The organism is Paraburkholderia humisilvae (assembly GCF_902859855.1).
Lineage (GTDB): Bacteria > Pseudomonadota > Gammaproteobacteria > Burkholderiales > Burkholderiaceae > Paraburkholderia > Paraburkholderia humisilvae.
The window spans coordinates 94,616-120,760 of record NZ_CADIKH010000008.1 but is presented as its reverse complement, the minus strand read 5'-3'; the positions used below and the strand labels follow the sequence as shown (position 1 = coordinate 120,760).

At 63.3% G+C, this 26,145-nt stretch carries 22 protein-coding genes and 1 tRNA gene; 8 read left to right on the top strand and 15 right to left on the bottom strand.

Annotation, left to right across the window (positions count from 1 at the left end; genetic code table 11):
• Positions 1 to 259: 259 nt before the first annotated feature.
• The 3 genes from HV796_RS10245 to gloB all read right to left on the bottom strand — a co-directional run bounded on the left by HV796_RS10245 (position 260) and on the right by gloB (position 4,480).
• Positions 260 to 1,501 carry an MFS transporter gene (locus HV796_RS10245; RefSeq protein WP_175226352.1) on the bottom strand — a complete coding sequence of 414 codons (1,242 nt, stop codon included), beginning with the start codon at positions 1,499 to 1,501 and terminating at the stop codon, positions 260 to 262.
• Positions 1,502 to 1,719: 218 nt separating this feature from the next.
• Positions 1,720 to 3,408: a transglycosylase SLT domain-containing protein gene (locus HV796_RS10240; RefSeq protein ID WP_175226351.1), complete on the bottom strand. Its 1,689-nt coding sequence runs from the start codon at positions 3,406 to 3,408 to the stop codon at positions 1,720 to 1,722.
• A 280-nt stretch (positions 3,409 to 3,688) separates the two neighbouring features.
• The gene (gloB, locus tag HV796_RS10235) at positions 3,689 to 4,480 is read right to left on the bottom strand and encodes a hydroxyacylglutathione hydrolase (protein ID WP_175226350.1); all 792 of its coding nucleotides are present in this window, start codon (positions 4,478 to 4,480) and stop codon (positions 3,689 to 3,691) included.
• 18 nt (positions 4,481 to 4,498) lie between these two features.
• Between gloB and HV796_RS10230 the strand changes: the two genes are divergently transcribed.
• From HV796_RS10230 to HV796_RS10215, 4 genes are all read left to right on the top strand, one after another.
• Positions 4,499 to 5,320, top strand: a complete 822-nt coding sequence (locus tag HV796_RS10230; protein ID WP_175226349.1) for a class I SAM-dependent methyltransferase — start codon at positions 4,499 to 4,501, stop codon at positions 5,318 to 5,320.
• On the top strand, positions 5,310 to 5,756 hold the full coding sequence (gene rnhA / locus HV796_RS10225) for a ribonuclease HI (RefSeq protein ID WP_175226348.1): 447 nt from the start codon (positions 5,310 to 5,312) through the stop codon (positions 5,754 to 5,756). The genes HV796_RS10230 and rnhA overlap by 11 nt, the downstream gene beginning before the upstream one ends.
• Positions 5,757 to 5,855: 99 nt before the next feature.
• On the top strand, positions 5,856 to 6,620 hold the full coding sequence (dnaQ, locus tag HV796_RS10220; RefSeq protein ID WP_175226347.1) for a DNA polymerase III subunit epsilon: 765 nt from the start codon (positions 5,856 to 5,858) through the stop codon (positions 6,618 to 6,620).
• 50 nt (positions 6,621 to 6,670) lie between these two features.
• Positions 6,671 to 6,745 (top strand) — tRNA-Val (locus HV796_RS10215).
• 170 nt (positions 6,746 to 6,915) lie between these two features.
• On the opposite strand, the gene HV796_RS10210 is transcribed toward HV796_RS10215, so the two are convergent.
• The 3 genes from HV796_RS10210 to HV796_RS10200 all read right to left on the bottom strand — a co-directional run bounded on the left by HV796_RS10210 (position 6,916) and on the right by HV796_RS10200 (position 9,859).
• Positions 6,916 to 7,665 (bottom strand): DUF2971 domain-containing protein, encoded by a 750-nt coding sequence (locus tag HV796_RS10210; RefSeq protein ID WP_175226346.1) that lies wholly within the window; start codon positions 7,663 to 7,665, stop codon positions 6,916 to 6,918.
• A gap of 131 nt (positions 7,666 to 7,796) precedes the next feature.
• Positions 7,797 to 8,213, bottom strand: coding sequence for a site-specific integrase (locus tag HV796_RS10205; RefSeq protein ID WP_175226465.1), 417 nt, complete (start codon positions 8,211 to 8,213; stop codon positions 7,797 to 7,799).
• A gap of 188 nt (positions 8,214 to 8,401) precedes the next feature.
• Complete coding sequence (locus tag HV796_RS10200; protein WP_175226345.1) at positions 8,402 to 9,859, bottom strand: aldehyde dehydrogenase family protein; 1,458 nt, start codon at positions 9,857 to 9,859, stop codon at positions 8,402 to 8,404.
• Between the two features lie 187 nt (positions 9,860 to 10,046).
• Here HV796_RS10200 and HV796_RS10195 point away from each other — a divergent pair, with 187 nt between their 5' ends.
• Positions 10,047 to 10,955 carry a LysR family transcriptional regulator gene (locus HV796_RS10195; protein WP_175226344.1) on the top strand — a complete coding sequence of 303 codons (909 nt, stop codon included), beginning with the start codon at positions 10,047 to 10,049 and terminating at the stop codon, positions 10,953 to 10,955.
• A 70-nt stretch (positions 10,956 to 11,025) separates the two neighbouring features.
• Here the strand turns inward: HV796_RS10195 and HV796_RS10190 are convergent, their stop codons facing one another.
• The 7 genes from HV796_RS10190 to HV796_RS10160 all read right to left on the bottom strand — a co-directional run bounded on the left by HV796_RS10190 (position 11,026) and on the right by HV796_RS10160 (position 19,300).
• Positions 11,026 to 11,364 carry a DUF3828 domain-containing protein gene (locus HV796_RS10190; protein ID WP_281369770.1) on the bottom strand — a complete coding sequence of 113 codons (339 nt, stop codon included), beginning with the start codon at positions 11,362 to 11,364 and terminating at the stop codon, positions 11,026 to 11,028.
• Positions 11,365 to 11,376: 12 nt separating this feature from the next.
• Complete coding sequence (locus HV796_RS10185) at positions 11,377 to 12,225, bottom strand: oxidoreductase (protein WP_175226342.1); 849 nt, start codon at positions 12,223 to 12,225, stop codon at positions 11,377 to 11,379.
• 346 nt (positions 12,226 to 12,571) lie between these two features.
• Positions 12,572 to 15,067 carry a penicillin acylase family protein gene (locus HV796_RS10180; RefSeq protein ID WP_175226341.1) on the bottom strand — a complete coding sequence of 832 codons (2,496 nt, stop codon included), beginning with the start codon at positions 15,065 to 15,067 and terminating at the stop codon, positions 12,572 to 12,574.
• A gap of 130 nt (positions 15,068 to 15,197) precedes the next feature.
• Positions 15,198 to 16,040 carry an NAD-dependent epimerase/dehydratase family protein gene (locus tag HV796_RS10175; RefSeq protein ID WP_175226340.1) on the bottom strand — a complete coding sequence of 281 codons (843 nt, stop codon included), beginning with the start codon at positions 16,038 to 16,040 and terminating at the stop codon, positions 15,198 to 15,200.
• A gap of 125 nt (positions 16,041 to 16,165) precedes the next feature.
• The gene (locus tag HV796_RS10170; protein ID WP_175226339.1) at positions 16,166 to 16,636 is read right to left on the bottom strand and encodes a DUF2214 family protein; all 471 of its coding nucleotides are present in this window, start codon (positions 16,634 to 16,636) and stop codon (positions 16,166 to 16,168) included.
• A gap of 258 nt (positions 16,637 to 16,894) precedes the next feature.
• Positions 16,895 to 17,914 (bottom strand): hypothetical protein, encoded by a 1,020-nt coding sequence (locus HV796_RS10165; RefSeq protein WP_175226338.1) that lies wholly within the window; start codon positions 17,912 to 17,914, stop codon positions 16,895 to 16,897.
• A gap of 321 nt (positions 17,915 to 18,235) precedes the next feature.
• On the bottom strand, positions 18,236 to 19,300 hold the full coding sequence (locus HV796_RS10160; RefSeq protein WP_175226337.1) for a glycosyltransferase family 4 protein: 1,065 nt from the start codon (positions 19,298 to 19,300) through the stop codon (positions 18,236 to 18,238).
• A gap of 896 nt (positions 19,301 to 20,196) precedes the next feature.
• Between HV796_RS10160 and HV796_RS10155 the strand changes: the two genes are divergently transcribed.
• Entirely contained in the window at positions 20,197 to 22,035 is a 1,839-nt protein-coding gene (locus HV796_RS10155; protein WP_175226336.1) for an ABC transporter ATP-binding protein, read from the top strand.
• Between the two features lie 98 nt (positions 22,036 to 22,133).
• On the opposite strand, the gene otsA is transcribed toward HV796_RS10155, so the two are convergent.
• Positions 22,134 to 23,603 carry an alpha,alpha-trehalose-phosphate synthase (UDP-forming) gene (gene otsA, locus HV796_RS10150; RefSeq protein ID WP_175226335.1) on the bottom strand — a complete coding sequence of 490 codons (1,470 nt, stop codon included), beginning with the start codon at positions 23,601 to 23,603 and terminating at the stop codon, positions 22,134 to 22,136.
• A 79-nt stretch (positions 23,604 to 23,682) separates the two neighbouring features.
• Positions 23,683 to 24,432: a trehalose-phosphatase gene (otsB, locus tag HV796_RS10145; RefSeq protein ID WP_175226334.1), complete on the bottom strand. Its 750-nt coding sequence runs from the start codon at positions 24,430 to 24,432 to the stop codon at positions 23,683 to 23,685.
• A gap of 516 nt (positions 24,433 to 24,948) precedes the next feature.
• On the opposite strand from otsB, the gene HV796_RS10140 reads away from it, so the two are divergent.
• Together HV796_RS10140 and HV796_RS10135 are read left to right on the top strand one after the other, a co-directional pair.
• On the top strand, positions 24,949 to 25,593 hold the full coding sequence (locus HV796_RS10140) for an SCO family protein (protein ID WP_175226464.1): 645 nt from the start codon (positions 24,949 to 24,951) through the stop codon (positions 25,591 to 25,593).
• Positions 25,594 to 25,668: 75 nt separating this feature from the next.
• Positions 25,669 to 26,142 (top strand): copper chaperone PCu(A)C, encoded by a 474-nt coding sequence (locus HV796_RS10135; protein ID WP_377692908.1) that lies wholly within the window; start codon positions 25,669 to 25,671, stop codon positions 26,140 to 26,142.
• The last annotated feature ends 3 nt before the right edge of the window (positions 26,143 to 26,145 follow it).

The following is a 26,145-nucleotide window of genomic DNA, read 5'->3' as shown; positions in this document are numbered from 1 at the left end:
CGTGGCGCGGCTGGGGTTTGCATCGCGCGCGGCGGGTCCGCGGCGTAGACGGACAGGGCAGCGCGGAACGGCGCAAAGCCGAAAGCGGCGGGCGCGGCGGCGGATGAACGGTTTAGGAGAGGTAGGCGCTAGGGTGCGGGTTGATAAGGCTCAAACCTTGGAATTATAGCGCGAAAGCACCCTCGCCTTCAAATCCGAGATACGGCGGCACCCACCCACGCCACTCGGCGCGCAGCAGCGGCAGCGCACGGCGCCGGCCTTACGGCTGGTGCTTTGCGAGCATCTGCGCGGCCTTTGACAACACCCGGCTCGGCAATACGTACCAGATCGCTCCGGCGACCTGCAGACCGAGCAGAATCGCCCACGTAGTCAGATGCGCGGCCGCTGGATAATGCCCCGCCGCCGCCGGCCAATGCGACAGCACCGCGCCGACTCCAACCTGGAAGCCGAAAATCAGCAGGAAAATGACGAGGTTCATCGTCGTGTTGGCGCGCCCGATCATATGCGCGGCAAAATAGCGCGGCAGCAGCGCATAGCTGAGGATGCCGGTGCCGCCGAAGAACCCATACGCCGCCCACAGCAACCCGGCCGGCAATGGCGCGTCCATCATGATCAGCCCTTGCGTGACGACGAACAGCACGCCGCCAATTCCGCAAAACGCATACAGCGACACGCCGCGCCTCTCCAGACTGCGTGCCGCCGCGCCGAACCCGACGCAGCCGGCCATCATCGCAAAGCCGAGCACCGACACGAGCGCCGCGGCCGGCCCCGGCTGCAAACCGCTGACATCGCGCAGCCACGCACCGACCCAGAGCGATTGCATCGCGTAGAAGACGCCTTGCGTGATCACCGGGAACGACGCGATCTTCCAGAATGCCGCGCTGCGCAAGATATCGAGCGTGCCCTTGAACTGGCCGGCGAGCGTCGTATGGCGCGGCGCGTCGCTCGCGTCGGGCGCGCACATCCACAGAATGGCGGCGACCGCGACCGTCATCACGCCGAGCCCGACACACACGGTGCGCCAGGTCGTCAATGTGAGCACCCAGGTGAGCGGCGAGCCGACCACGACGCCGCCGAGCCCGCCCACGGCCATCGTGAGCCCATTCACGAGCGGCAGACGCGGCGCGGGAAAATGCTGCGCAAGCGCCTTGAACGCGGCGCCAAGGCACACCGACACGCCGATGCCGATCAGCAGCCGCCCGATCATCATCATGCCGATGCCATGCGCGGCGCCGAATACTCCGATGCCCGCCGCGGCGAACAGCAGCATGCCTGCGGTGGTGCGGCGCGAACCGTAGTGATCGAGCAGCACCCCAGCCGGAACTTGCGCGCCGGCGAAGCCAAGAAAGTAGAGGCTCGTCAGCAGGCCGAGATCAGTCGCGGATAGCCCCATTTCGCGCGTGATCAGCGGCGCGAACCCCAGGTTCACACCGCGAAACACATACGACACGAAATAGCCAGCGGAAAACAGCAGAAAAACGCGCAGCGGAGTGGACAACATTGGCACGGGACGGATGCGGCACGATGGGGGATGGGCCAGAGTCAGAACAATAAATGATTTGTTGAACGTGCGCTTTAATGAAAACGCCGCCACTTTCGTGGCGGCGCGTAGCAAACGAGGCGTATCGGAGCGCACTGCATGCGCTGCCCCCGCAGCGCATGTTCGACATCCTCGGCATACCGCTTGTTGTATTTATTGTGGGTGACCTGTTTGCCCTTCTACTTGCCCTTCTTCGCGTTGGCCGCAGTCTTCTGGTGGCCAGGCTCGACGGCTTTCTGCGACTTCCCGGCGGACGACCCAGCCGCCGTCGACACCTTTCTCACGCCGCCCGACTTGCCCGCATGCGCCGACGTCTTCACGACGCCCTGCTTGCTGCGGCCCTTCTGACTCTTCTCGCTCTTCTGCGCCCTGTCATCGTCGTCGGCGCTGTCGCCGGCATGCGCACTGATCTTTTGCACGCCGCCGCCGCGCACATCCGTCGCGAGGCGCTGCGGACCCGGCTCGCTCGGCACAGATTTACCGACCGGCACGTGCAGCACGATCACCTGGCCGGCCCTCACGTCGTTGCGATGAGTCTTGTTCCATGCCTTCAGCTGGCCAACCGATACGCCATAGCGGCTCGCGAGCGCCGACATCGACTGCGAGCGGCGCACGCGAATCAACATCTTGCGGGTATCCGGGACATCCGGTTCCATCGCGAGCACCGCGCTTTCGGCGACGTCGGCGCTAATGTCCTCGTCGTCGTCGTCGCCGCGCGGCACAACGATCGTCGAACCCGGTTTCAGGCGCATGCCCGCGGGAATCTTGTTCACTTCCATCAGCGTGTCCGCGTCGACCCCGATTTTCTGCGCAATCGCGGCCGGGCGCGAGCGTTCCGTCACCGTATACGTGGTCCACGACGACAGCGAACCGCTATACGACTTCAGGTTGCGTTCGAATGCGCTCGCGTTGTCGAAAGGCAACAGAATCTGCGGCTGCGTCGCGCCGAGAATGACCGGCTTCTTGAACGACGGATTCAGCGAGCGGAACTCTTCCGGCGTCATGTTCGCGAGCTTCGCGGCGACGTCGACGTCCATGTCGTGCGACGTCGTCACCGTGACGAAGTACGGGTGATTCGGGATTTCCGGCAGCGTGAGCCCGTACATCTGCGGGTTCATCACGATGTTCTTCACCGCCTGCAGCTTCGGCACGTAGTTACGCGTTTCCATCGGCATGCGCAGGTTCTGATAGTCGGTCGGCAGGCCCGCCGCCTCGTTGCGCGCGATCGCGCGCTGCACGTTGCCCTCGCCCCAGTTATACGCGGCGAGCGCGAGATACCAGTCGCCGAACATGTCGTGCAGCTTCGACAGATAGTCGAGCGCGGCGCTCGTCGATGCGAGCACGTCGCGGCGCTCGTCCTGCCACATGTTCTGTTTCAGGTTGTACGTGCGGCCGGTGCCCGGCACGAACTGCCACATGCCGGCCGCCTTCGCGACCGACAGCGCCTGCGGGTTATACGCGGATTCGATGAACGGCAGCAGCGCGAGCTCGGTCGGCATATGCCGCGCCTCGAGCTCTTCGACGATGTGATACAGGTACTTCTGCGAGCGCTCGGTCATCCGTTGCACGTAGTCGGGACGCTGCACGTACCAGTTGACCTGCATGTCGACCAGATCGCTTTGCAGGTCCGGCATCTGGAAGCCGCGGCGAATGCGGCCCCACAGGTCGGCGTCGGCGCTGGTGAGTTGATCGACGGAACCCTGGTCGACGTTGATGGTTTCTTTGGCGGAAGCGGTCTTGCGAAGGGCGTCGGCTACGGCTTGCTGATGGGCGGGATCGGAGGCGGTGTTGGAACTGACGGCAGTTGGGCCCTGGCTCGCACACGCGGCGAGCGTCAGGACCAACAACGCGCTAAAGATGAATCTCATGAACGTCTCGGCTTCCCGGAAAAACTGGAACTGCAACCTGGAACGGCAGGCAGGGATTGCTGGATATCGCCGCCGGCCTGGAACCGCCCGCGGAACACGGGCTAAGCCGACGGATTGCACCGCAGCGTGAAATGCGGCTGGAATTTGCAGCCGATAGTACGAAAGAGCAAGGTTTCCGTCAATCGGAAATATATGGAAAACCCCGCCAAATCTGAGGCTTGGCGGTTTTTCCGACGATTCGGATGAAGATAGCCTTGGCCGCGCCTAGGTCAGCAGAACGTTAGCGGAACCGGTTCTTCCACTCGCGCATCAGCGCGAACGCGGTCAGGCGGTCGGGCACCGTTTCGTGCAGCTGGTCAGCGAGCGCTGCCTGAATCGCCGGCTCGCCCGCGCGCAGGAACGGATTGACGGCCCGCTCATGAGCGATCGTGGTCGGCAATGTCGGCACGTTGCGCGCGCGCCGTGCGGCCGCTTCGTCGCGCCACGCGACGAGCTGCGCGTTACCGGGCTCGCACGCAAGCGCGAAGCGGATGTTCGACAGCGTGTACTCATGCGCGCAATGCACTTCGGTCGCGCCGGGCAGCGCGGCAAGGGCATCGAGCGAATCGAGCATCTGCGCGGGCGTGCCTTCGAAGAGCCGGCCGCAGCCGCACGCAAACAGCGTGTCGCCGCAGAACACGTGCGGCGTGCCGCGCGGGTCGGACGCCTGGAAATACGCGATGTGGCCGCTCGTATGCCCGGGCACATCGAGCACCGTCAGTTCGAGCGCGGGCTCGGCGATGCTGACCCGGTCGCCATGCGCTAGTCTGTACGTGAGATGCTCGATCGCCTCGCCAGCTGGACCGTACACCGGCACTGACTGGCCTTTCAGCAGATCGGCCACCCCGCCGACATGGTCGCGATGATGGTGCGTGAGTAAAATAGCGCTCAACCGCCAGCCCCGCTTCGCGAGATAAGCCTGCACCGGGGCAGCCTCACCCGGATCGACCGCCACCGCATTGCGGCCGTCCGACACGAGCCAGATGTAATTGTCTTCGAAGGCCGGGACGGGTACGTATTCAAGCGCATTCATAGGCGACGCATCTTTAACATGTCTGACCGATCGATTATAGACTGGCCCGCCTGGACGGATTCGCCGCCCGGCCGCTACGTGCTGCAATGGGAGCAGGCGCAGCTCGACCGGGTGGTGTCGGACGTGTTCGGCTTTCACGCGATCCAGCTCGGCCTGCCGCAACTGGACGCGCTGCGCGAAAACCGCATGCCGGGCCGTGGGCTTGTGCTCGATGCGGCAAGCGGCGCAAGCGCGCCGTATGAGGTGCCGGACGGTCACGCCGGCGGCCTGCCAGGACGGCATGCGCCGCCGGGACGCAGCACCGTCTGGTGCGACCTGCTCGATCTGCCGTTCGAGGCACAAAGCATCGATCTGATCGTGATGCCGCATACGCTCGAGTTCACGCGCGATCCGCATCGGCTGTTGCGCGAAGCCGAACGCGTGCTGATGCCCGAAGGGCAGTTGATCATCCTCGGCTTCAATTCGCTGTCGCTGTGGGGCGCGCGCCAATCGGTCAGCAAGATGACCGGGCGGCCGTTCGTGCCCGCCGCACATGACCTGATCGCGTTTGCGCGCCTGAAAGACTGGATCAAGCTGCTCGGCTTTGATCTTGATCGCGGGCGCTTCGGCTGTTATCGTCCGCCCCTCGTCAGCGACGTGTGGCTTAACCGCTACGCGTTCATGGAATCGGCCGGCGACCGCTGGTGGCCGATCTTCGGCGCCGCGTACATGGTGAAAGCCATCAAGCGTGTGCCAGGCATGCGCCTCATCGGCCCGGTGAAGGTCAAGAAACCCGTGCTTGCCGCCGGCCTCGCGCCCGCTGCCACACCCAATACACGCCACCACACACATGACGTCTGATCTGATCGAAATCTTCACCGACGGGGCCTGCAAGGGCAACCCTGGGCCCGGCGGCTGGGGCGCGATCCTGCGCTTTGGCGAGCACGAAAAGGAACTGTTCGGCGGCGAAGCGAACACGACCAACAACCGGATGGAACTGATGGCGGTCATTGCCGCGCTTGAGGCGTTGAAGCGCCCGTGCAAGGCGATCGTGCACACCGACTCGCAATACGTGCAGAAAGGCATCAGCGAGTGGATTCACGGCTGGAAGAAAAAGAACTGGATGACCGCGGCGAAGACGCCCGTGAAAAACGCGGACCTGTGGCGGCAGCTCGATGCGCTCGTTCAGCAGCACGATATTGAATGGCGCTGGGTGAAGGGGCACGCGGGGCATCCGGAAAATGAGCGTGCGGATGCGCTCGCCAATCGCGGCGTCGCGGCGCTTGCCGATCTCTGATGAACACGGTTCGCGCAGTGTGCGTTGCCGCGGTACGCGTTGAGTGTTTCGCGCGGCGCCTTTCACTTTCACGCCTTATCTAAAACAGCCTATTCCGACATGCGTCAGATCATCCTCGATACCGAAACGACCGGCCTGAATGCGAAGAGCGGCGACCGCATCATTGAAATCGGCTGTGTCGAACTGCTGAACCGCCGGCTCACCGGCAACAATCTGCACTTCTACATCAACCCGGGGCGCGACAGCGATCCGGGCGCGCTTGCGGTGCACGGCCTCACCACCGAGTTTCTCAGTGACAAGCCGAAGTTCGCGGAGGTCGCCGATGCGCTGATCGATTTCGTCAAAGGCGCGGAGTTGATCATTCATAACGCGCCGTTCGATATCGCGTTTCTCGATGCCGAGTTCGGGCTGCTTGGGCTGCCTGCATTCTGCGGGCATTGCGACACCGAGATCATCGATACGCTCGTGCAGGCGAAGTCGATGTTCCCCGGCAAGCGCAATTCGCTCGACGCGCTATGCGACCGCTTTGGCATCAGCAATGCGCACCGTACGCTGCACGGCGCACTGCTCGACTCGGAGCTGCTCGCCGAGGTATATCTCGCGATGACGCGCGGCCAGGAAAGCCTCGTGATCGACATGATCGGCGATATCGCGGCGCCGGGCGTTGCGCAATCGGCGGGGGTTGTCGTCGAAGCGCTGGAGTTGCCGGTGCTCGCGGCGAGCGAGGATGAACTCGCTGCGCACGAGGCGGTGCTCAACGATCTCGACAAGGCGATCAAGGGGGTGAGTGTGTGGCGCGTTGAGCCAGCGCTACCAACGGTGGACGTCGCTGTTGCGGTAAGTGCGGACACGCAGGGCGCTTAAAAAAAATTCTTTACGGGGTCACGGAGCTCTGACATAATGCACAGCTCTTCGGGTGGTTAGCTCAGCGGTAGAGCACTGCCTTCACACGGCAGGGGTCACTGGTTCGATCCCAGTACTACCCACCAAATAGCGTATGGCGCCGCCTGTTAGCCTGGCTTGGTCGTATCTTCGGTCCCCGGCCGGCAACAGCGTACTAGCCAGAAAGAAAGCCCCGCACTCGCGGGGCTTTTTTGTTCTCCGCCGATTTCCGGTAAAGGATTCTACGGATACGCATCAACTTGCGCTCTTAAGCCACCTACAGTTCAACCGCCGTGATGCCAAAGTCCTTCCCTTTGCCGCGAACGATCTGGCAAAACTGAACTTGACTGCCGCGTCGGGCCGTTGCTTTCTTTATCCGAGCGACGTCAGCCTCAGGCGTCCGCAGACCAAAACATACCTGTATTAGCGAATCGGGCGGGATTGCGAACAGACCATGATCGAACCGCACAATTCTCGCCTCACTTTCATAACTCCAGTCAGGCGCTTTTGCCATCAGGTAGATTTTGGTGAGTTCCACACTTAACTCATACGGATCATCCGTTGGCGGATCATTCGCGAGCCAGTCGGTCAGCACATCTGGCTCGTAGTGAACCTCGTCAACCCCGATAATCTTGCTCGTCGGATCGATCAAAAATTTCTCAGCAAACCGGTAGAGCAGGCACACCCCTTTGTGTTCATCCGCATAGTGCGACCACATGAGCGAGTTATACAGATTGAGAGAGAAGGAGCATACGCCCACTTGCTTAAACAACTTCTCCCACATTTCAAAAAACTTCCCGTCACGACAAAACTGTTCGAGCCATTTCTTATGCGCTCCCGACGATTTCACAGCAGCACGGCTAAACGAGTCCTTCAGATTTATCTGGCAGTCAAACGGATCATTCAACTTAGATGGTTGCGCGCACCAGATGGTCGAACGGGCCAGAGAGTCTATGAGATGGCACGTGACGGGTTTAAATTTGAAATAATCAAACGTCGCTGCTCCGACGGACTGTTGTTCGCTCATATCGACGCCTCATATGTTGTGTAAAGCAACGGAAGACGACGTTGTCTTCGCGCAGTATACGGGCATGACAATAGTCGCGGCACGTTGAGCGCCACTGAAGGCGACACACTACTTCCGGTCGTACACAGGGGCTAAGCGCCTTTTGCGTCAGACCGCACATAGCTACCCGCCGACTCCGCAAGCAACAATTGGACAGCCGAACGGCCAACGTGAGGTGCCAGATGGGCGTATCGTTCGGTAACCACGATAGACGAATGCCCCAGAAGGTCTTTTACGACGTACAGCGATACACCAGCCATAACCAGCCACGAAGCGAACGTATGTCGCAAATCGTGCACCCGGAAATTGTCGATCCCAGCTCGTAAACACGCAGACTGAAAACCTTTCTGTATCGTCGTCAAACGCGCCCCCGAGGCGACCGCAAACACCCACCGCGAGCGGGGAGCATACCGCCTCACCCACTCCCTCTGATCAACGAGCGCAGATATCGCTTCATCGTTCAAAGGGATAGCACGAGGCTTGCCGTTCTTCGTCTTTTCAAGTTCCAGAAGTGAGCATTAATGTTTCAGACCAATTTTCGCAATGCGAACGGGAACTTGCCGATGAAACGCAAGCTCGTACTCAGTCGAGCAGATCGCGTCGGCGCTCAAACAGGCCCATCTGAGCATGCCGCTCGCCGACTATAAGCAAACCGCCCACATCAACCCCCACCACAAAACACCATCAGCACGCCACGTCACTTAACGACACCCGGCTGTAGCACGATATGTTTGTGCTCGACAAAATCCTCCAGCGACGCGAGCCCTCGCAGACGCCCACGGCCACTTTGTTTATAGCCCCCCTCTTCAAACTCATCCCGCATCACGACCCAATCGTTGATCCAGATCGTGCCCGCCTGGATATCGCGCGCCACTCTTAGCGGCCGGTCCGCATCCCGCGTCCAGATGCTCGCCGCCAGGCCATACTCAGTGTCGTTGGCCAGCGCGACCGCCTCCGCTTCGGTATCGAAGACTTCCAGCGTCAGCACAGGGCCGAACACTTCCTGCTGCACGATGGCCATGCCTGGGTCCGACACCTCGATGAGTGTGGGTCGATAGAACGCGCCTTCGGCGAGCGTTCCTTCGGTGATCGGGCCGCCACGCACGACCGCGACCGCGCCGGCGGCGATGGCATCCTCGACCATGCGGTCCACCCGGTCGACGTTGGCCCGATCGATCAGCGGTCCCATTTCGCTGTCCTTGTCCGACGCAGGCCCCACCTTGACCTTGGCAAGCCGTTTCGCGAGGCGCTCGCGAATGACCTGGGCGATCCCGCTCTGCACCAGAAGCCGGCTCCCCGTCATGCAGAACTGGCCTGCAAACGTGGTCACCGCTTTCTCGATCTTGGGCAGCGCGGCATCGACATCCGCGTCGTTGAACACAATGAGCGGTGTCTTCCCGCCAAGCTCCAACCCGAAACGCTTCAGCCGCGCAGCGCCTGTTTGGGAGATCGCACGACCGGTGTGCGTGCTGCCCGTGAAACTGATGGTCGGCACGTCGGGGGATTCGACCAGATGGCTCAGTACGTCGTGCTCGCCAGTGACGATGTTGACGACGCCCGGCGGAAGGCTCTTGACCTCGCTCATGACTTCGGCAATGAGTGCGTTCACCTGGGCGGTCTGGCTGGGCATCTTCACCACGGTCGTGCAGCCCGCGGCCAGCGCAGGTGCGAGCGAACGAACCAGCAGTGCGAGCGGAGAATTCCAGGGCACGCTGATGCCGGCGACACCGACCGCTTCGCGCAACATCAGCGAGAAGCGCCCTGCCTGCCACTCCGCGGTCCGGCCGTAATTGGCGCTAACCAGCGCAGCGCCATAACGCAGACCGGGGCCGGCCAGAGCGACCTCGAAGGTCGCCTCTGGCTTTACCTTGCCGTTCTCGAGCGCAATGGCTTCGATCAGGTCGTTGGCCCGCGCCTCGAAACGATCGGCCATCTCGTTCAGGACCCGAACCCTGAGGTCACGGTTCGCTTTCCAATCGGTCTGGCGGAACGCCCGGACCGCTGCTGCGATCGCCGCCTCGGCCTCCTCGGCGCCACCGATTGCATAACTGCCGATCGTTTTGCCCGTCGCCGGGTTGATACTGTCCCGATGCGTTTCCGAATCGCGCCATTGCCCGTTGATCCAATGGCGCGCAACCGTCGTCTGTGCGTTCATTTGCCAACCACCCTCCAGTTCTGACTGACCAAGACCCACCTGAAAAGAGAGGGAAGTCTGCTTCGCGTCGCCCCTAAGGCCGGCAGAGGTCCGCTCGCTTCGTTCCCAAATGTTGGATCACGATAGGACAGGCTCTTCATCTCAGGAAGAGATAAAATGCAGATCATCTCCATCTGCATTTCAGATCATGATCGATCCCCTCAATCTGGATCATCTGCGGGTGTTTGTCGCTATCGCTGACCAGGGAAGCTTCTCGGCCGCCGCGCGTCACCTTCATCGGGCGCAGTCGGCTGTCAGCAACGCCATTGCCAGTCTGGAAAGCACGTTGGGGGTCGCGCTCTTCGACCGCGGCAGTTGGAAACCCCGAATGACGACGCATGGGCAAGCGTTGCTCATCGATGCCCGGGCCGTCATTGCTCGAGCGGATCAGTTCAAGGCTCGTGCGCTAGGGCTGACGCAAGGACTTGAAGCCGAGCTGTCCATCGTCCTTGACGTGATGTTCCCGATGAGCAAACTCGTCGAACTGGTCACGAACTTCCAGCAGGCATTTCCGGGAGTAGTCCTACGCGTATGCATCGATGCATTGGGCGGTGTACCCGAGCGTGTACTCAACGGGGGATACGATCTCGGTGTCCAGGGATCGCTGCCAGACATCGCACCAGAACTAGCCAGTCATGCAATGCGAGAAATCGCAGTCGTGCCAGCCATTGCGCCAGGTCATCCGCTCGCAAGGCAACGAGAGATCTCCAATGGCGAACTGCGGGAACACGCACAGATCGTGCTAACGGATCACAGCAGTCGAACGGAAGGTCGCACGTTCTCCGTCTATTCCGATCGGCGCATTCTCACGGCGGATCTTGGCTCCAAGCGCGCGATGCTGCTTGCCGGGCTGGGTTGGGGTTTCATGCCACGCAGCTTCGTGGAGGACGACCTGAGTACCCGGCGTTTGATCGAGTTGGATCTGAAAGAACGCCCGCCGCGCACCCGGAGCCTGCCTTTATTTGCCGTCTACCGGTACAGCACGCCCCTTGGACCCGCCGGACGTTGGGTACTCGATACGCTGCTGTCTGACGCCTGGCAGGCTGTTGAAGTTTAGAACGGTGCAAACGGGCGCTGTCGGTGGCGCGTCAGGTATACCTTCATGCCCGATACCGTGCGCCACGGTGTTATCGATAGTCCTGCGTGTCACTCACCTTGGTAATTTTCCACGTGCCGCCGAACAGCCGCATGAACACCAGCACGTGCACTTTGTCCGTTGAGCCGAAAGTAACCGGCACAACGGCCACATCGCCGAGCTTCATCACAGGATGTGTGACGACGTGCGCTCGCCAATCCTGCGCGTCGTAGTCCTGCACCTTCAGAAAATAATCCGTGCCTTCGGGTGGCCCACTGCGCGCGTAGTCCTTCCTGAGTCGCGCGAGCGTACCGCTAGCCACGTAATTTTCAATTGCGGCGTCACGCAACGGGTGTCTAGCATCCGAATCGACGCGAACAGCAAGGCCCACCAGAACGCCCACTCACCGCTCAAAATCCGTCGACGCCGACACCTTCTCCCACGCATTGATCTGCGCAACGACGTCATCAAACTGACTGCGCACGAAGCCGAGCGCATCGCGGCCCAGCAGCAGATGGCACGGCGGATTCGGCGTATCGACGACCGCGAGGATCGCTTGCGCGGCCTTGACCGGGTCGCCCATCTGATGACCGTCGCGCCGCAAACGTCCCGCACGCAGCGGCTCGAAAATTTCGTCGTAGTCCGCAATCGTGCGCTCGGCGCGCACCATCGATTTGCCGGCCCAGCGCGTGCGGAAGCTGCCCGGCGCAATAGCCGTCACGTAAATACCGAGCGGCCTCACCTCCTTGCCAAGCGTCTCGGTAATCCCTTCGATCGCGAACTTGCTCGCGTGGTAATAGCCCAGCCCCGGAAACGTGACGATGCCGCACATCGACGTGAGGTTGACGATATGCCCCGCGCGCCGCTCCCGCATATACGGCAGCACGGCCTGCACCATCGCAACCACGGCGACCACGTGGACCTCGAACTGCTTGCGCAGCTCATCGATCGGCGATTCCTCGATCGTCCCTTCGTAACCGTAGCCCGCATTGTTGACAAGCACATCGATCGGACCAACGTTGCGCTCCACTTCTTCGATCAGAGGCGCGATGGCAGGCGTATCGGTAACGTCAAGCAGACGCCCGAACGACCGGCCAGGCGCCAGTTCGTCGAACTGCGCGCGCTGGTCCTGCCGGCGCAGCGTACCGACCACGCGGTGACCTTCGGCAAGCGCGGCTTCAGCCAGTGCGCGTCCGAAACCGGAGCTCACGCCCGTAATAAAGAATGTTCTCGAAGTGTTCGTTCGAATCATGGTGTCGAGGTCCTCCGAAGCATCTGCACCCATGCGGAAATAGCGAGGCGCGCGCGGCCGCGGCGTCCGGCGGCAACGCTGCGCACAAGCTCGATCGTGCCGGTTCGACCGTTACCGGCCTTCTCCGGTCGCACGACACATGTCGGAATCGCCCGCATGTCACCGCGCAAACACGCGCACGCTGACAACGGACCTACGTCGATCACGCATTGTCGTGCGGGATGACGCGAAACAATGGATTTCCGTACGCTACGACCAATCGGCGCCATTTGCAAAGAAGGGAAGCCCCCTCCCCTGCAACGGCAGCCGATCCGGCCAATTCGCGCCGGATGACGGTGGACCAGGACTAGTGGGTGCCGGCCGCGTCGAGAGTCAATGTATGGACCGTCGCACCCGGCAGGAACGGCGCGACATCGCCATGCACCCATGTTTCATGGCCCGCGATGAAGTACGGCGACATCGGATTGCCCGATTGCCCGCCCGGCATCTCGAAGATGCCGTCCTGCTCACGCCCCGGCGACACCACGAAACGCTCGGACGCGCCGAACGCCGGCGACTGCACGCGCGGCATATTGATGTCACCCGGCAGCGGATCGCGCGGCGTGCTGAGCCAGCCGCGCGCCCACGGCAGCCACGCGGGCAAAAGCCGCGCGAACGGATGCGCGATGGCCGAGCGATTGCGATCGCCCCAGCGCGCGTCTTCGAGCTTCGTGCCTTTCGGCAACTGGGCGATCGAGTGGTCGATCCGGTCGAGCACAAACGCGTGCCAGTCCGCGAATCCGTCGGGTATCCATGCGTGATGGTCGGCGAGCGTCTCCATCGTCGCGTCATAACGCGAGTTTGCGCCGCGATAGCTGAGCTCCGGCGCGAGCGCGGCCATTTGCTTGTCGAGCGCGCCGAACCACGCGTCGTACAGCGAGTAGTAAAACGCGCGCACCAGCCGGTAGCCAACCGCATCCGTATCCGCGCGCCCGTTCCAGGTTTCGACGAGGCGCCGGAACTCCGCGCGCTCCGGATGGCCGGCAAGCGCGCGCGCATCGAGTGCGTCGAGCGCGACACGTCGCCAGTATTCAATCCAGAATGCGCGGTCGTCAGTCTGCACCGACAGCATGTCGCGTTCGGTTGCATGCGGCAGCGCGAGCAGATCGTTGCGGATTTGCGTCGCGCGCGCGCCGAGATCCGTGCCGGAATCGCCGCCGAGGCGCGCCACTTCCGCCAACGGCAGGATACGGTTGTTTGCGGTCCAGATGCGGCCAACGGAGGGATCGACCCGCACCGGATACTCGCTGGGCGCCAGAAACCCGTGCCAACCGATGTAGGTGTCGGAACTGAACGGCAGGCTGAAGGACGCCGCCGCATTCGGGTCCGTGTCGGTAAAGCGCGGCAGCGGACCCGCAAGGGTCCAACCGATATGGCCTTGCGCGTCGGCGACCGTGAAGTTTTGCGTCGGCACGCCGAAAGTCTGCGCGGCATGCAGCGCGTCGGCGACGTTCGTCGTGTCCTCGAGCCGCACGAGGTTCACGTTGACCGCCTCCGGCGCCTGCGCAACCCAACGCAGCGCATACGCATGGGAGCCAACCATCAGTTGCGGGCCCCAGCGCGTTTGCACCACCGGCAGATCGACGCTCGCGCCGCCGTTCACATCGAGGCGCTCGTGAATCACTTGAGCCTTTTCCCATCCGCCGCCGGGAACGCGATAGCGCAACGGATCGTTAGGGTCGCGCTGCAGTTCGATCAGATCGATAAAGCGGCCGTAGCTGTTCGTGAATGCCCACGCGATATGACCGTTGCTGCCGGCCACCACGACCGGCGCGCCCGGCAGACTGACACCGGTGATACGCCGCGTGCTGCCATCCGGCGCAGGATAGACGAGCGACACGCGATACCAGATATTCGGCAGCGACAGGCCCAGATGCATGTCGCTTGCGACCAGCGCACCGCCGTGCGCGCTGTGCGCGCCGTCGACCGCGAAGCCGTTGCTGCCGACCATCGAGTTGAGCGCGGCCCCGCCATCGACGAAACCCGGCACGCCGCCGAGCAGCGCGGTTACTTCCGGTTCGATGCCGGCCGCGGACTGCGTCGCGTGCAGCCACGGCGGACGCGTCGCGGGCAGCGCAGGCGGCGCCGATGCTAACGCGCTCTGAGCGTCGAGCGGCGCATCCCAGTGGCTCGTTGCCGGCAAAAGGAAAGTGAACAGATCGGCCGGCGCGTGCTCGCGCAACGCCGCGCGCGCCAGCACATGCGTCACATGATCGTATTGAAGATCGAAGTACATCGCGTAGACCGCAAGCAAGGTGTCCTCAGGACGCCATGCCGCGGGTTGCGTGCGCAGCACCCAGTATTCGAACGGTCGCGCGCGAAGCGAGCGCAAGCCGTCGTTGACGCCTGCCGTATAGCGCTCGATCAGTTGCCGCTGGTCGGCGGGCAGCGCGGCGAGCACCGCCTGCGCGTGTTCACGAAAGCGCAACGGCCGGTCGCGACGGTCCAACGGCAGCGCGGCCGGTCCAATCAGCGCACTGATTTCGCCGGCGGCGACCCGGCGCAGCAAATCCATCTGAAAGAAACGGTCCTGCGCGTGAAGAAAACCGGTCGCATACGCGACGTCATCACGCGTGCGGCCCTGTACCGTCGGCACGCCGAGCGCGTCGCGTGCGATGGTCACCGGCGCGGAGAGCGACCCGGAGAGCGGCGTGGCATGCGTGCCGTCCAGTTGCGGCAGGCTCGCGCGCACCGTCAGCCAGCCGGTCAGCACCGCGCCGGCCAGCACGATGACGACGACACACAACAGAATGCGCGGCCACCTGCGGCGCCGCCTTCGCGGGAAAAGGCTCGAACGGGTCATTGCGGATCATGCGGTCGTAGTTCAACGCTTGTAGCAGCGGCGACCGGATCGGCCGGACGCCGTGCGACCATAGCATGCCCGTGTGAAACGATACGTCGCGACGGGAAGGACGCGAACGTGTGGCGAAGTCTTACGCGTCGCCTTCGAGCGGCGCAGCTGCCGCGAACGGGCCACCCTGAAAGCGCTGCGCGACATCGTCGAATTCGGCAGTCGGCGCGATCGGCTCGAACAGATGCGTGAACTGCGCGGAACTATCCTGCGGACGAAAGCCGAGATACGACGCCTTCGTGTTGTCGACCCACTTCGTTGGGTTATCCGACACGCCGTAAACAATCGCGTGCCCCACGCGGTTCGTGAATAGCGAACAGCGCACAAGCTCGATGAAGTCGCGGAAGCTCAGAAACGTCACGAGCATGCGCCGGTTCTTCGGCGCCTCGAACGATGATCCAATGCGCAGGCACACAGTCTCGATGCCGAAACGGTCGAAGTAGTAGCGCGACAGCGCTTCGCCGAAACACTTCGTCACGCCGTACAAGCTGTCCGGCCGCAACGGCGCATCGACGTCGACGACTGACGTCACCGGATGAAAGCCCACCACGTGGTTCGAGCTCGCATACACGATGCGCTTGACGCGATGCTTCACGGCCGCCGCGTACAGGTTATAGAGACCGCGGATGTTCGCTTCGAGCAGATCGTCGAACGGCGCGTCGATCGAGATGCCGCCGAGATGCACGACCGCATCGACGCCGTCGAGCATCGCATCGACGGCCGCGCGATCGGCCAGATCGGCCGATGCGGCTTCCTCATGACTGGCGAGCGCATCGATCGGCGCAATATCCGAAAGCCGCACGACGTCGGCCCATGCGCCGAGCGCGCCACGCAATTGCACGCCGAGATTGCCCGCTGCGCCAGTCAGCAGCAGACGGTGAAAAGGCTTGCGCGCCGCGGACGTCGGCGTCTGTTGGTCGGTCATGGCGTGTTGTTCCAGGTCAAAAGTTGAGAAAAGCCGGGTTGAAAATAATGAAGCACGTGCCGCTCTCGCGTACCGGCGATGCGCCAGCGCTCGCCGCTGCCGGTCGTGGCCGGCGCGACTCGTCTCTACCAGTCGGTGCCGGGCATGCCGACACCGCGTACCATCCCGGTCGCGGCGAACACCATCACCACCAGCAGCGCAATCTGCACCGAGCCGATCGCCGCAAACTGTTGGGCACGGTCAAGCCGCAGCGGCGTGCCTTTTCTGAGCGCGATGCGCCAGCGGATCAACGCGATCATCGGTGCGATTTCGAGTAGCAGAATCAACACCAACGCGCCCATTTTCACGTGGAAGAGCGGCGCCTGAAGATAGAACGACGCGCCCTTCTCGAAGCCACCGAACGCGCGTATCGAGCCGGTAGCGATCAACAGCAGTGCGGACAGACCCCACACGTTGTCGGCCAGAAACACGCCCGACAGGCATTGCGTCGAGGTACAGCGCCGCAGCCCGCGCGTGCGCGCAATGATCGCCACCAGCGCGAAACCATAGCCCAGCAGATGGAGTGCGGCAAGCGCCCAGCGGATCAACAAGGACATCTCCATATCGATGCGTCTCTTTCTCGTCGCGTTTTCTTCGTTATTCGCGCAGTTGGCCGCGCTCAACCGCGGTAGGTCACAGTCGGCGTCAGGCGTGACGCCGCTGCGTGGCGCGCGCGATCACAGTCGATGCGCGCGCCACGCAGCGGACCATCGTAACCATCGCCAGGCCGTCGGAAAGCTGCATGACGAAACGATGCGTGGCAGAGCGCGCTTCACGCAGGGTCCGCTGTGGCAACGGTGCGCATGGCTGCCCGTTCATCCCGCTTGCCGCAGACTCGCATCGAGCGCACGCGCGGCAGCGCGGTCGCCTTCCGACACGAGCGGCGCACGAAATACCGTCTGGCGGTTATGCCCGGCCGCCGCTGGCGAATCCCACATCAGTTCGATCTTCGGCCGACGCAGCCAGCCGCCTGGACCTGTATGACGTGGCGGCGCCGGGTCGGCGGCAGGTGCGATGACGTGCTCGCGGGCCGCGGCTGGAGCGGGCGCAGGCGGTCCAACGATGTCTTGCGGGTCGGCGCCGGGCGCAGCGGCGTCGCTTGGCGCGTCGGTATGCCGCGCGGCGTCACCCGGCACGTTGAAATCCGGCACGCCTGCAGTTGGCGCAACCGCCCCTGATCCGGCGGCACCCGACGACGCTTCAGCGCGCTCCACCCCGTTCGCCACACGCGCGCCGCCGTCCATTGCGCCACCCGGCCATCGCACCGACAGCTCGCGCGCGTCGTATTGCCCAACCTTGCGGCTTTCCACCCAGACCACGGTGGTACGCGTCACGTTATCGATCGAAATCGCGTAGCGGCCAATCGCAAAGCGGCGCGCGCCAATGTTCGTGCGCCATAGCGCGCGCGGCCGGCAAATCCACCAGACGGCCGCGTACAACGCCGGCGCCGCGAGCAGCCAGCCGTTGGTGACCGCAAGCGCGTGCACGGCGCGCCGCCAGCCGGCCGTCCACGCAAACGCGCCGACCGACCACGCAGCGAACAGAAACCCGAGAAACGCGAACAGCCGCAACGCCTGCCGCAGCCATTGCGGAAACGGATGAAACGGACGCTCGACGCGGGCGCGCGCACCCGGCAGGAAAATCAGCAAGAACAGGAACACGAGATTGATGCAGGCCCACGGCGAAGAAGCCATGGCGGACAGCGCCGTCAGCAGATCCATGTCGGACATCGAGAACAGCCACCGCGCGAGGATCACGAGACCGATCGCACGCAACGCGAAGATCGTGCCGGCGCCCGGCGCGGCGTTCGCTCGCGTCTGTTTCGTTCTCGCCAAAGCATTCTCCTCGTGTCCGTGACGCCGCCTGCGGATTTTGCGGCACGGCCATTATAGGGATATTGCGCGGCGCGCTCACCCGTGCGCATGTCGAGCCCTGACAACGATGCGTTGCACATTCACGCGGTGCATCGCGCAGGTGCCGTCACCGGTTGGCATGCGCGCGAATGTGCATCGATGCGCCAGATTGCAGCATCCGGCATCCACGACAGCCGAACCTCGGACGACCCGCAAGCAAAACGCCCCGCGTGCAGATGCACACGGGGCGTTGTGAACGATAACGGAGCCCGCCGCGCTCGCGGCGGTGTCCATCAAGCCGGGTTAGCCGGCGTTGACTTCGCGCAGCACGGTGCGGCGCTTCTGGCGCAGCAATTCTTCGTACGCCGCGACGTAGTTGCGCGCCATCACCTGCGACGAGAAGCGCGCCTGGAACGCTTTGCGCACGTTCTCGCGCGGCAGTTGCGACAGGCGGTTAACCGCGGCCACCGCGCTGATTTCATCTTCGACGACGAAACCGGACACGCCGTTCTCGATCACTTCCGGCACCGAGCCGCGCTTGAACGCGATCACCGGCGTGCCGCACGCCATCGCCTCGATCATCACGAGACCGAACGGCTCCGGCCAGTCGATCGGGAACAGCAGCGCATGCGCGTTACCGAGGAATTCCGTCTTCTCCGCCTCGCTGATTTCGCCGATGTACTCGACGTGCGGCAGCGACATCAGCGGCTTGATCACTTCCTCGTAGTACGCACGGTCGGCCTTGTCCAGCTTCGCGGCCACCTTGAGCGGCAGACCGGCCTGCTCGGCGATGCGGATCGCCGTGTCCAGACGCTTTTCCGGCGAAATCCGGCCGAGGAACGCGAGATAGCTCGGCTTGACATCGGGAATCGGCTTCAGCAGGTTTTCCGGCAAGCCGTGATAGACAGTCGACAGCCAGTTCGCCTGCTGCAACGGCTGGCGCTGGTTGTCCGAAATCGACACGACCGGCACGTCGCTGAACGTGTTGAAGATCGGCTGCAGTTCGGGCAGATCCAGACGGCCGTGCATCGTCGTCAGGAACGGCACCGGCTGGCGCGCAAACAGCGAGAACGGGTAATAGTCGATATGGAAGTGCAGCACGTCGAACTCGTCGGCGCGGCGGCGCACTTCTTCCAGCAACAGCATGTGCGGCGCCATCACGTCGCGGATGGTCGGGTCCAGGCGCAGCGCCTGCGGCCAGAATGCTTCAAGCTTCGCGGAGGTACGCGAATCGCCGCTCGCGAAGAGAGTCACGTCGTGACCCTGCTCAACCAGTGCTTCCGTCAGATAAGACACGACCCGTTCCGTGCCGCCGTATAGCTTCGGCGGAACCGCCTCGTGCAACGGAGCAATTTGAGCGATTCGCATGGGGACAACTCCTCGTAAAAGATCAGGCTAAGTAACTGCAGTTTGTAAAAGCGACTCGCGTGCTCGCCAAGGTTGCATGGCCAGATTCGACGCTGGCACACACCTGCTTCTTCCGAGAGAAATCCTGCGATGGATCGCCTGGTAGGGACGCCAGGACTCGCCACCGTCACCCACTGCATTCGCGGTAAACGCGCCGCAAGCACAGCCGTTGACAAATGTCAGTCATCCTGGGCTGACCGAGCACGCATTATCAATGCCACCTCGATCAAAGCGCCCGAACATTTCAAAGACTTTACGTTGTTACAAAGGGGAAACACTTTGCAACCCCTTGTTTTCTAAGACAGTTCTACATTGGGACCGGGTAGCCGCGCAAGCCGTGGCGGCGCGGTTTCAGAGTCCGGTAAATGCGATCTCAGGTGCAGTTTTCAATGTGGCAACCCATATTCGCCCGCGCTACGCTTTCCAATGGCCGGGCGCGGCGCCGCATTCTTTTCCGATCCCGGAAATGCCTTCGCGCGGGCCTCGTTTGTGCTTCGACGCGTATAACGTTTCTATACGTGCTCGCGAATCATGTCTGCGCAGCGCGGTGTCACGCAGTCTCGTCCGCGGTTTTGTCACTCACGCGCCACGTCACGCCTGCCCCGTAGCCCGATTGAATGCAAACTGTAATTATATCCCGAAAAATCTCGTACCACTCGTCAGACCAAACCGGGTGGCGGCCCCAGCCGGAGGACGCGTCATACGAGTTATCTTGAAATGAATCGCGCGCAAGGCCGACGCAATTCGACTTTCCGCGGTCCGAATTCGCTTTTGCATGTTTACAATGCGGAACCTACGCTGTGTTACGAGGCCACCCGTGACCGATGAGCTAACCCGACTTTCGACAGCACGCACAATTGGAACATCTCACCATTGCCCAGCGTAATGCCCATAACGCAAAGCTTGCGAGCTATGCGGACCGGCCGCTTGCGTTCCTTTTTCGCTTCATCCGCCGCCATCCGTTCGCGCATACGGTGGTTCTCTGCAGCGTGTTCGCCGCGGTCGGCTGCGCGCTCGCGTCGCAATACGCGATCAAACATCTGATCGACGTGCTGAGCCAGGGGCGGCATCATCCCGGGCCGCTGTGGGGCGCGTTCGCGGTCCTGGTCGGCCTGATCGCCGCGGACAACCTGCTGTGGCGGGTCGGCGGCTGGTTTGCCGCGCACACGTTCGTCGCCGTTACCGGTGACTTGCGCCGCGACCTGTTCCAGTATCTGAGTGGCCATTCGCCGACCTATTACGCCGAAAAGCAACCGGGGACGCTCGCCAGCCGGATCACCGCGACGTCGAACGCGGTGTACACGGCCGAAAACACCACCGCGTGGAACGTGCTGCCGCCTTGCATCGCGGTGCTCGGCGCGATCGTGATGATCGTCACGGTGAATCCGGTGATGGCCGCCGCACTGCTTAGCTGCTCGGCGGTCCTCGCGATCGTGCTGTATCGGCTTGCGAAGCGCGGCTCGGCCCGTCACCAGAATTTCGCGTCGCGGGCCGCGGCGGTCGACGGCGAGCTCGTCGACGTAATCGGCAATATGGCGCTGGTGCGCGCGTTCGGCATGACGTTTCGCGAGCAGAAGCGCTTCGGCGCGACCGTCAAGGCCGAAATGGACGCCCGGCAGAAGAGTCTGCTGTATCTGGAGCGGCTGCGTCTGCTGCACGCGGTGGTCACCGCGCTGCTGTCCGCAGGGCTGCTTGGCTGGGCGCTGTGGCTATGGGATCACGGCCGCGCGACCTCCGGCGACATCGTGCTGGTCAGCTCGCTCGGCTTCACGATCCTGCACGGCACGCGCGACCTCGCGGTTGCGCTCGTCGACGTCACGCAGCACGTCGCGCGTCTGGCCGAAGCGGTGAAGACGCTGCTCGAACCGCACGGCATGCCGGATCGCAACGACGCGAGCGAACTCGTTCCACAAGGCGGCCGCGTCGCCTTCGAGCAGGTCACGTTCGCGTACCCGCGCCGCCGGCCGATTCTCGACCACTTCGATCTGAATATCGAGCCGGGCCAGCGGGTTGGCCTGATCGGCAAATCCGGCGCCGGCAAGTCGACCGTGCTCGCGCTGCTGCAGCGCTTTTACGAACCGCAAGGCGGGCAGATCAAGATCGACGGCCAGGACATCGGCTCGATCACGCAAGACAGCTTGCGTCATGCGATCGCGCTGGTGCCGCAGGACATTTCGCTACTGCATCGGACGGTCTACGAAAACATCGCGTACGGTCGGCCCGACGCGTCGCGCGAAGAAGTGCTCGCGGCCGCGCGCGATGCGCGCTGCACGGACTTCATCGAAGCGATGCCGGACGGCTTCGATACGATCGTCGGCGACCGCGGCGTGAAGCTGTCGGGCGGCCAGCGGCAGCGCATCGCCATCGCGCGCGCGATTCTGAAAGACTCGCCGATCCTGCTGCTCGACGAAGCGACCTCCGCGCTCGACAGCGCTTCGGAAGAGGCGATCCAGAAGGCACTCGACCGCCTGATGGTCGGCCGCACGGTGGTCGCGATCGCGCACCGGCTGTCGACGCTGCATAATTTCGACCGGATCATCGTGATGAGCGCCGGCAAGGTGATCGACGACGGCACCCCGGAAGAGCTGCGCAATCGCCCAGGCCTCTATCGCGATCTGCTGGCGAAGCAGTACGGCAGGACCTCGACGCTGCATGTCGGCGGCAGCAAGAAGATCGACGAACAGCACGTGGCTTGACGACGGGCGACGCGCTCGCCCCTCAGGCGCCCGATCAAAAAAATGCCGCTTCGAACCGTGCGATTCGAAGCGGCATTCTGTTTTGGCGGCAGCGCCTTTCACACAGCTTGGTTCGTCACACCGGCCCGGTCTTCGCGATGCGGCGCCTGCGATGTGTGATCGGCATTCGGCAACGGTTCTACGCGCTGCAAGTCGCGCATGAAGTTGTCGCGCCACACCGACACATTGTTCTCGCGCAATTGGGCGATCATGTCCCGATGCCGCGCCTGCCGCTCCGCGAGCGGCATCGACAACGCCACGGCGAGCGCGTCGGCCATCCCGTCGATATCGACCGGGTTCACGATCAGCGCACCAGTCAGCTCCTGCGCGGCGCCCGCGAAGCGCGACAGCACCAGCACGCCCGGGTCCTCCGGGTCCTGAGCGGACACATATTCTTTCGCAACCAGATTCATCCCGTCGCGCAGCGGCGTCACATAGCCGACATGCGCGGTGCGGAACAGCGCGGCCAGCACTGAGCGCTCGTATTGGCGGTGAATATAGAGGATCGGTGTCCAGTCGAGTTCCGCAAAGCGGCCGTTGATACGCCCCGATTCGCTTTCGAGCTGCAGCCGGATCTCCTGATAGGCGTGCATGTCGGCCCGCGTGGGCGGCGCAATCTGCAGGAACGACACGTTGTTGCGCTGCGCCGGTGCATGGTCGAGCAGCCGCTCGAACGCCCGGAAGCGCTCGACCAGCCCTTTCGAGTAGTCGAGCCGGTCGACGCTCATGATCAGCTTGCGCTTGTGCAGCGTGGCCTTCATCGTGCGCACCGGCTTGCCGCGCTCGCCGGCTTTCGCGAGTTCGGCGATTTCGTCCGGATAGACGCCGATCGGGTAGGCGGCCGCGCGCAGCGTGCGTCCGAATGCATGGATCAGAACGGGCTCGGCAGCCACTGCGGGCCGCGCATCGACGCTGCCATTCGCTTCGTTGACGATGTAATCGCAGAACGATCGCAAATCGGGCGCCGTCTGAAAGCCAAGCAGGTCGAACGAGCATAGCGCTTCGACCAGCGCGCGATGCGGCGGCACGGCCAGCAGCACTTGCGATGCGGGAAACGGAATGTGCAGGAAAAAGCCGATGCGGTTCGCGACGCCCGCCGCGCGCAAGGCGTGGGCGAACGGGATCAGATGATAGTCGTGCACCCAGATCACGTCGTCGGCGCGCAGCAGTGGTACCAGCTGTTGCGCAAGCCACGCGTTCACGCGGCCATAGCCTTCGAACTCGTGACGGTCGTACTGCAGCAGATCAGCGCGGTAGTGAAACGCGGGCCATAGGGTCGCATTCGAAAAGCCGCGGTAGTACTGATCGTAGTCGCGCCGCACGAGACCGATCGTGGCGAAGGTCACCGGGCCGCGTTCTTCGAGCTTGATCTGCGGCTGCCCCGCGGCAAGCACGTCGCCGCTCCAGCCGAACCACATGCCGCCGGTTTCCTTCAGCGCGTCGTAGACGCCGACCGCCAGGCCGCCCGCCGCGGGACCGCCTTCGGAGATCGGCGCGACACGGTTCGAAACGATGATGAGGCGGCTCATGACGCGCGGCTCCCCGATTGAAGACGTTGGCGCGGAGCGGACGGCCGCAGCATGGAACACGAGAGGGCCGGCAGCCGCTTCATGCGCCGCGCGCCGCCGCGATCACCGCCGCGAGCCATGCGTGCAGTGCGCTGACCGACTCGAGCCGCGTGCGCGCGATCGAATCGCCGCCGCCGACCTTGATCGACACACCGCCATATTCGTTCACGACCGCAAAGCCTTTTTCGTCGGTCAGATCGTCGCCGGCGAACACCGGCTTGCGGCCCGCGAATGGCGGCTCGTCGAGAAACGCGCGCAGCGCGCGGCCCTTGTCGACGTCCTTCGGCTTGATCTCGTAGACCATCTTGCCGGGCTGCAGCACATACGCACCCGGGTAGTCGGCAACCAGGCGCGCGGTCGCGGCGCGCGCGGTCGGCTCGCGGTCCGGCGCATTGCGATAGTGCAACGCGAGCGACGCGCCCTTGATCTCGAGCAGCATGCCCGGATTCGCGTTGACGACATCCGCGAGCACCTGCTCCATGCGCAGCAGCCGGTCGTCGTTAAAGCCGATGCGCTGCGTGTCGCCGTTCGCATCGCGCCGCTCGGCGCCATGCAGCCCCGCGACCGGCAGATCCGGCATGCGCAGAAAACCGTCGATGCTGTCGATGCCGCGCCCCGACACGATTGCCACCGCGCTGGAGGTCAGGCCGCGTAAGCTGGTCAGCAACGCCGGCGTTTCCGCCTGCACAAGCACGCCGTCGGGCGTCGGCGCCAGTTCGACGAGTGTGCCGTCGAAGTCGAAGAAAAACGCGTATTCGGTTGGGGCGAGGATTGCGGGAGGTGCTTGCATTGGATCGTCTTGCCTTTCAGCCGCTTTCAGCCGGAAAAGTGTGCGCATCTTACCGCGCATCGGTCGATTAATCGAGACGCCGGGGCTCGCTCGCACGTCGGCGGGTTTGCGCGCGTGAGGGTCTCTGTGTGTGTACCCATGTTCGTACCTATGTTTGGGCCGGTGTCTGCGCTGCGTCCGCCTCCGCGTTTGTCCCCGCGTTTGTCTCATACGTCATCGGTGAATTTCGTTCAAAAGCGGAACAATCCGACTTCACCCGGCTTTCAGACGCTGCGTCATATTGCCTCGGCCGCCTCAACAGGCGGTCGACACACGGCGCGTGAAGCGAAATTGCGCTAGAGTTTCTGCCTCTGCCGCGAGCCGCATTGTTGTCGATTCTGCTTCGAATGGACTCGTCCAACGCGCGGTGCCGGCCCGCGGGTCCCCGATGAATCTGGATAAATCGAGTCGGTGGTAAAGCCTTTGTTCCCCGGTTTTTCATGCGCGCGTTCGGATGCCGTGCATTCAGCAAACGTCATTCCGACAACCAGCGCGTCGCGACCACGCACAGCACGATCGTCGCTCGCACGTTGCGTCGCCGCGCTCACTGTCGCGCTATGCGCGGCGGGCGCGCTTGCCGGCTGCTCGCACGAGGAGGCGCCGTGGCAGTTGACCAACGTCACCGGCCACCTGCCCGACCTCGAGTTCTCACTCACCGGCGACGATGGCAAACCGATCACGGCCGGTACATTTAAAGGCGACACGACGCTGGTCTACTTTGGCTACACCCATTGCCCAGACGTATGCCCGGAGACGATGGCGCGATTGATGCAAGTGCTCGGCAAGCTCGGCCCGGATGCACAGCAAGTGCGCATTCTGTTCGTGAGCGTTGACCCTGCGCGCGATACGCCGCAGGCATTGCACGACTACGTCGGCGCGTTCGATGCGCAGCATGCGCGCGGACTCACCGGTAGCGACGGGCAGATCGAAGCGCTCGCGCAACGCTATCGCGTCGCGTATCAGATGGAAAAGCGCGACCCGAACGGCAACTACGACGTGACGCATAGTTCGGCTGTCTATATTTTCGATGCGCAGGGCCACGCGCGGCTGCTGGCCACCGACCAGGACACGCCGGACCAGATCGCGCAGGATCTGCGCCGTATTATTGAGGTTCATTCCTGACGGATTGCGCGGATGCCCTTCCCTGATGCCCTTCCTCTTCCCACGACGACCAACAACATGCGACCACTGAGTTCAATGCATCGCGATCGACGCGTCACCGCATCTGCGTTTGCAGGCGCCCTCGCATTCGCGCTGATGTTTGCCGCCGGCGCGCCGGCTCACGCGGCGGGCGCCGCGGACGCGATCACCGTGAAAAACGCGTGGGTGCGCTGGCTGCCGAACAATCTGCCGGCCGCCGGCTATGCGACGCTCGCCAATCACAGCGACAAGCCGATCGACCTCGTCGACATCACGAGCAGCGACTACGGCAGCGCGATGTTGCATCAAACGGTGTCGAGCGGCTCGACGCAAAAGATGGTGATGGTCGACAAGCTAACGGTGCCCGCGCACGGTGAAGCGCAGATTTCGCCAGGCGGGTATCACGTGATGCTTGAAGAGGCGAAACGCAAGATCGCGCCGGGCGACACCGTACATCTGAAGCTGCACTTCTCGGACGGTGAAACGGTCGATACGGCGTTTCCGGTGAAATCGCCGGCGCAGGCTAACTGATGG

Excerpts from the sequence above, each read along its gene's own strand:
- HV796_RS10245 (WP_175226352.1), bottom strand. The coding sequence starts at position 1,501 with ATGTTGTCCACTCCGCTGCGCGTTTTTCTGCTGTTTTCCGCTGGCTAT.
- HV796_RS10240 (WP_175226351.1), bottom strand. The coding sequence starts at position 3,408 with ATGAGATTCATCTTTAGCGCGTTGTTGGTCCTGACGCTCGCCGCGTGT.
- gloB (WP_175226350.1), bottom strand. The coding sequence starts at position 4,480 with ATGAATGCGCTTGAATACGTACCCGTCCCGGCCTTCGAAGACAATTAC.
- HV796_RS10230 (WP_175226349.1), top strand. The coding sequence starts at position 4,499 with ATGTCTGACCGATCGATTATAGACTGGCCCGCCTGGACGGATTCGCCG.
- rnhA (WP_175226348.1), top strand. The coding sequence starts at position 5,310 with ATGACGTCTGATCTGATCGAAATCTTCACCGACGGGGCCTGCAAGGGC.
- dnaQ (WP_175226347.1), top strand. The coding sequence starts at position 5,856 with ATGCGTCAGATCATCCTCGATACCGAAACGACCGGCCTGAATGCGAAG.
- HV796_RS10210 (WP_175226346.1), bottom strand. The coding sequence starts at position 7,665 with ATGAGCGAACAACAGTCCGTCGGAGCAGCGACGTTTGATTATTTCAAA.
- HV796_RS10200 (WP_175226345.1), bottom strand. The coding sequence starts at position 9,859 with ATGAACGCACAGACGACGGTTGCGCGCCATTGGATCAACGGGCAATGG.
- HV796_RS10195 (WP_175226344.1), top strand. The coding sequence starts at position 10,047 with ATGATCGATCCCCTCAATCTGGATCATCTGCGGGTGTTTGTCGCTATC.
- HV796_RS10185 (WP_175226342.1), bottom strand. The coding sequence starts at position 12,225 with ATGATTCGAACGAACACTTCGAGAACATTCTTTATTACGGGCGTGAGC.
- HV796_RS10180 (WP_175226341.1), bottom strand. The coding sequence starts at position 15,067 with ATGACCCGTTCGAGCCTTTTCCCGCGAAGGCGGCGCCGCAGGTGGCCG.
- HV796_RS10175 (WP_175226340.1), bottom strand. The coding sequence starts at position 16,040 with ATGACCGACCAACAGACGCCGACGTCCGCGGCGCGCAAGCCTTTTCAC.
- HV796_RS10170 (WP_175226339.1), bottom strand. The coding sequence starts at position 16,636 with ATGTCCTTGTTGATCCGCTGGGCGCTTGCCGCACTCCATCTGCTGGGC.
- HV796_RS10160 (WP_175226337.1), bottom strand. The coding sequence starts at position 19,300 with ATGCGAATCGCTCAAATTGCTCCGTTGCACGAGGCGGTTCCGCCGAAG.
- otsA (WP_175226335.1), bottom strand. The coding sequence starts at position 23,603 with ATGAGCCGCCTCATCATCGTTTCGAACCGTGTCGCGCCGATCTCCGAA.
- otsB (WP_175226334.1), bottom strand. The coding sequence starts at position 24,432 with ATGCAAGCACCTCCCGCAATCCTCGCCCCAACCGAATACGCGTTTTTC.
- HV796_RS10135 (WP_377692908.1), top strand. The coding sequence starts at position 25,669 with ATGCATCGCGATCGACGCGTCACCGCATCTGCGTTTGCAGGCGCCCTC.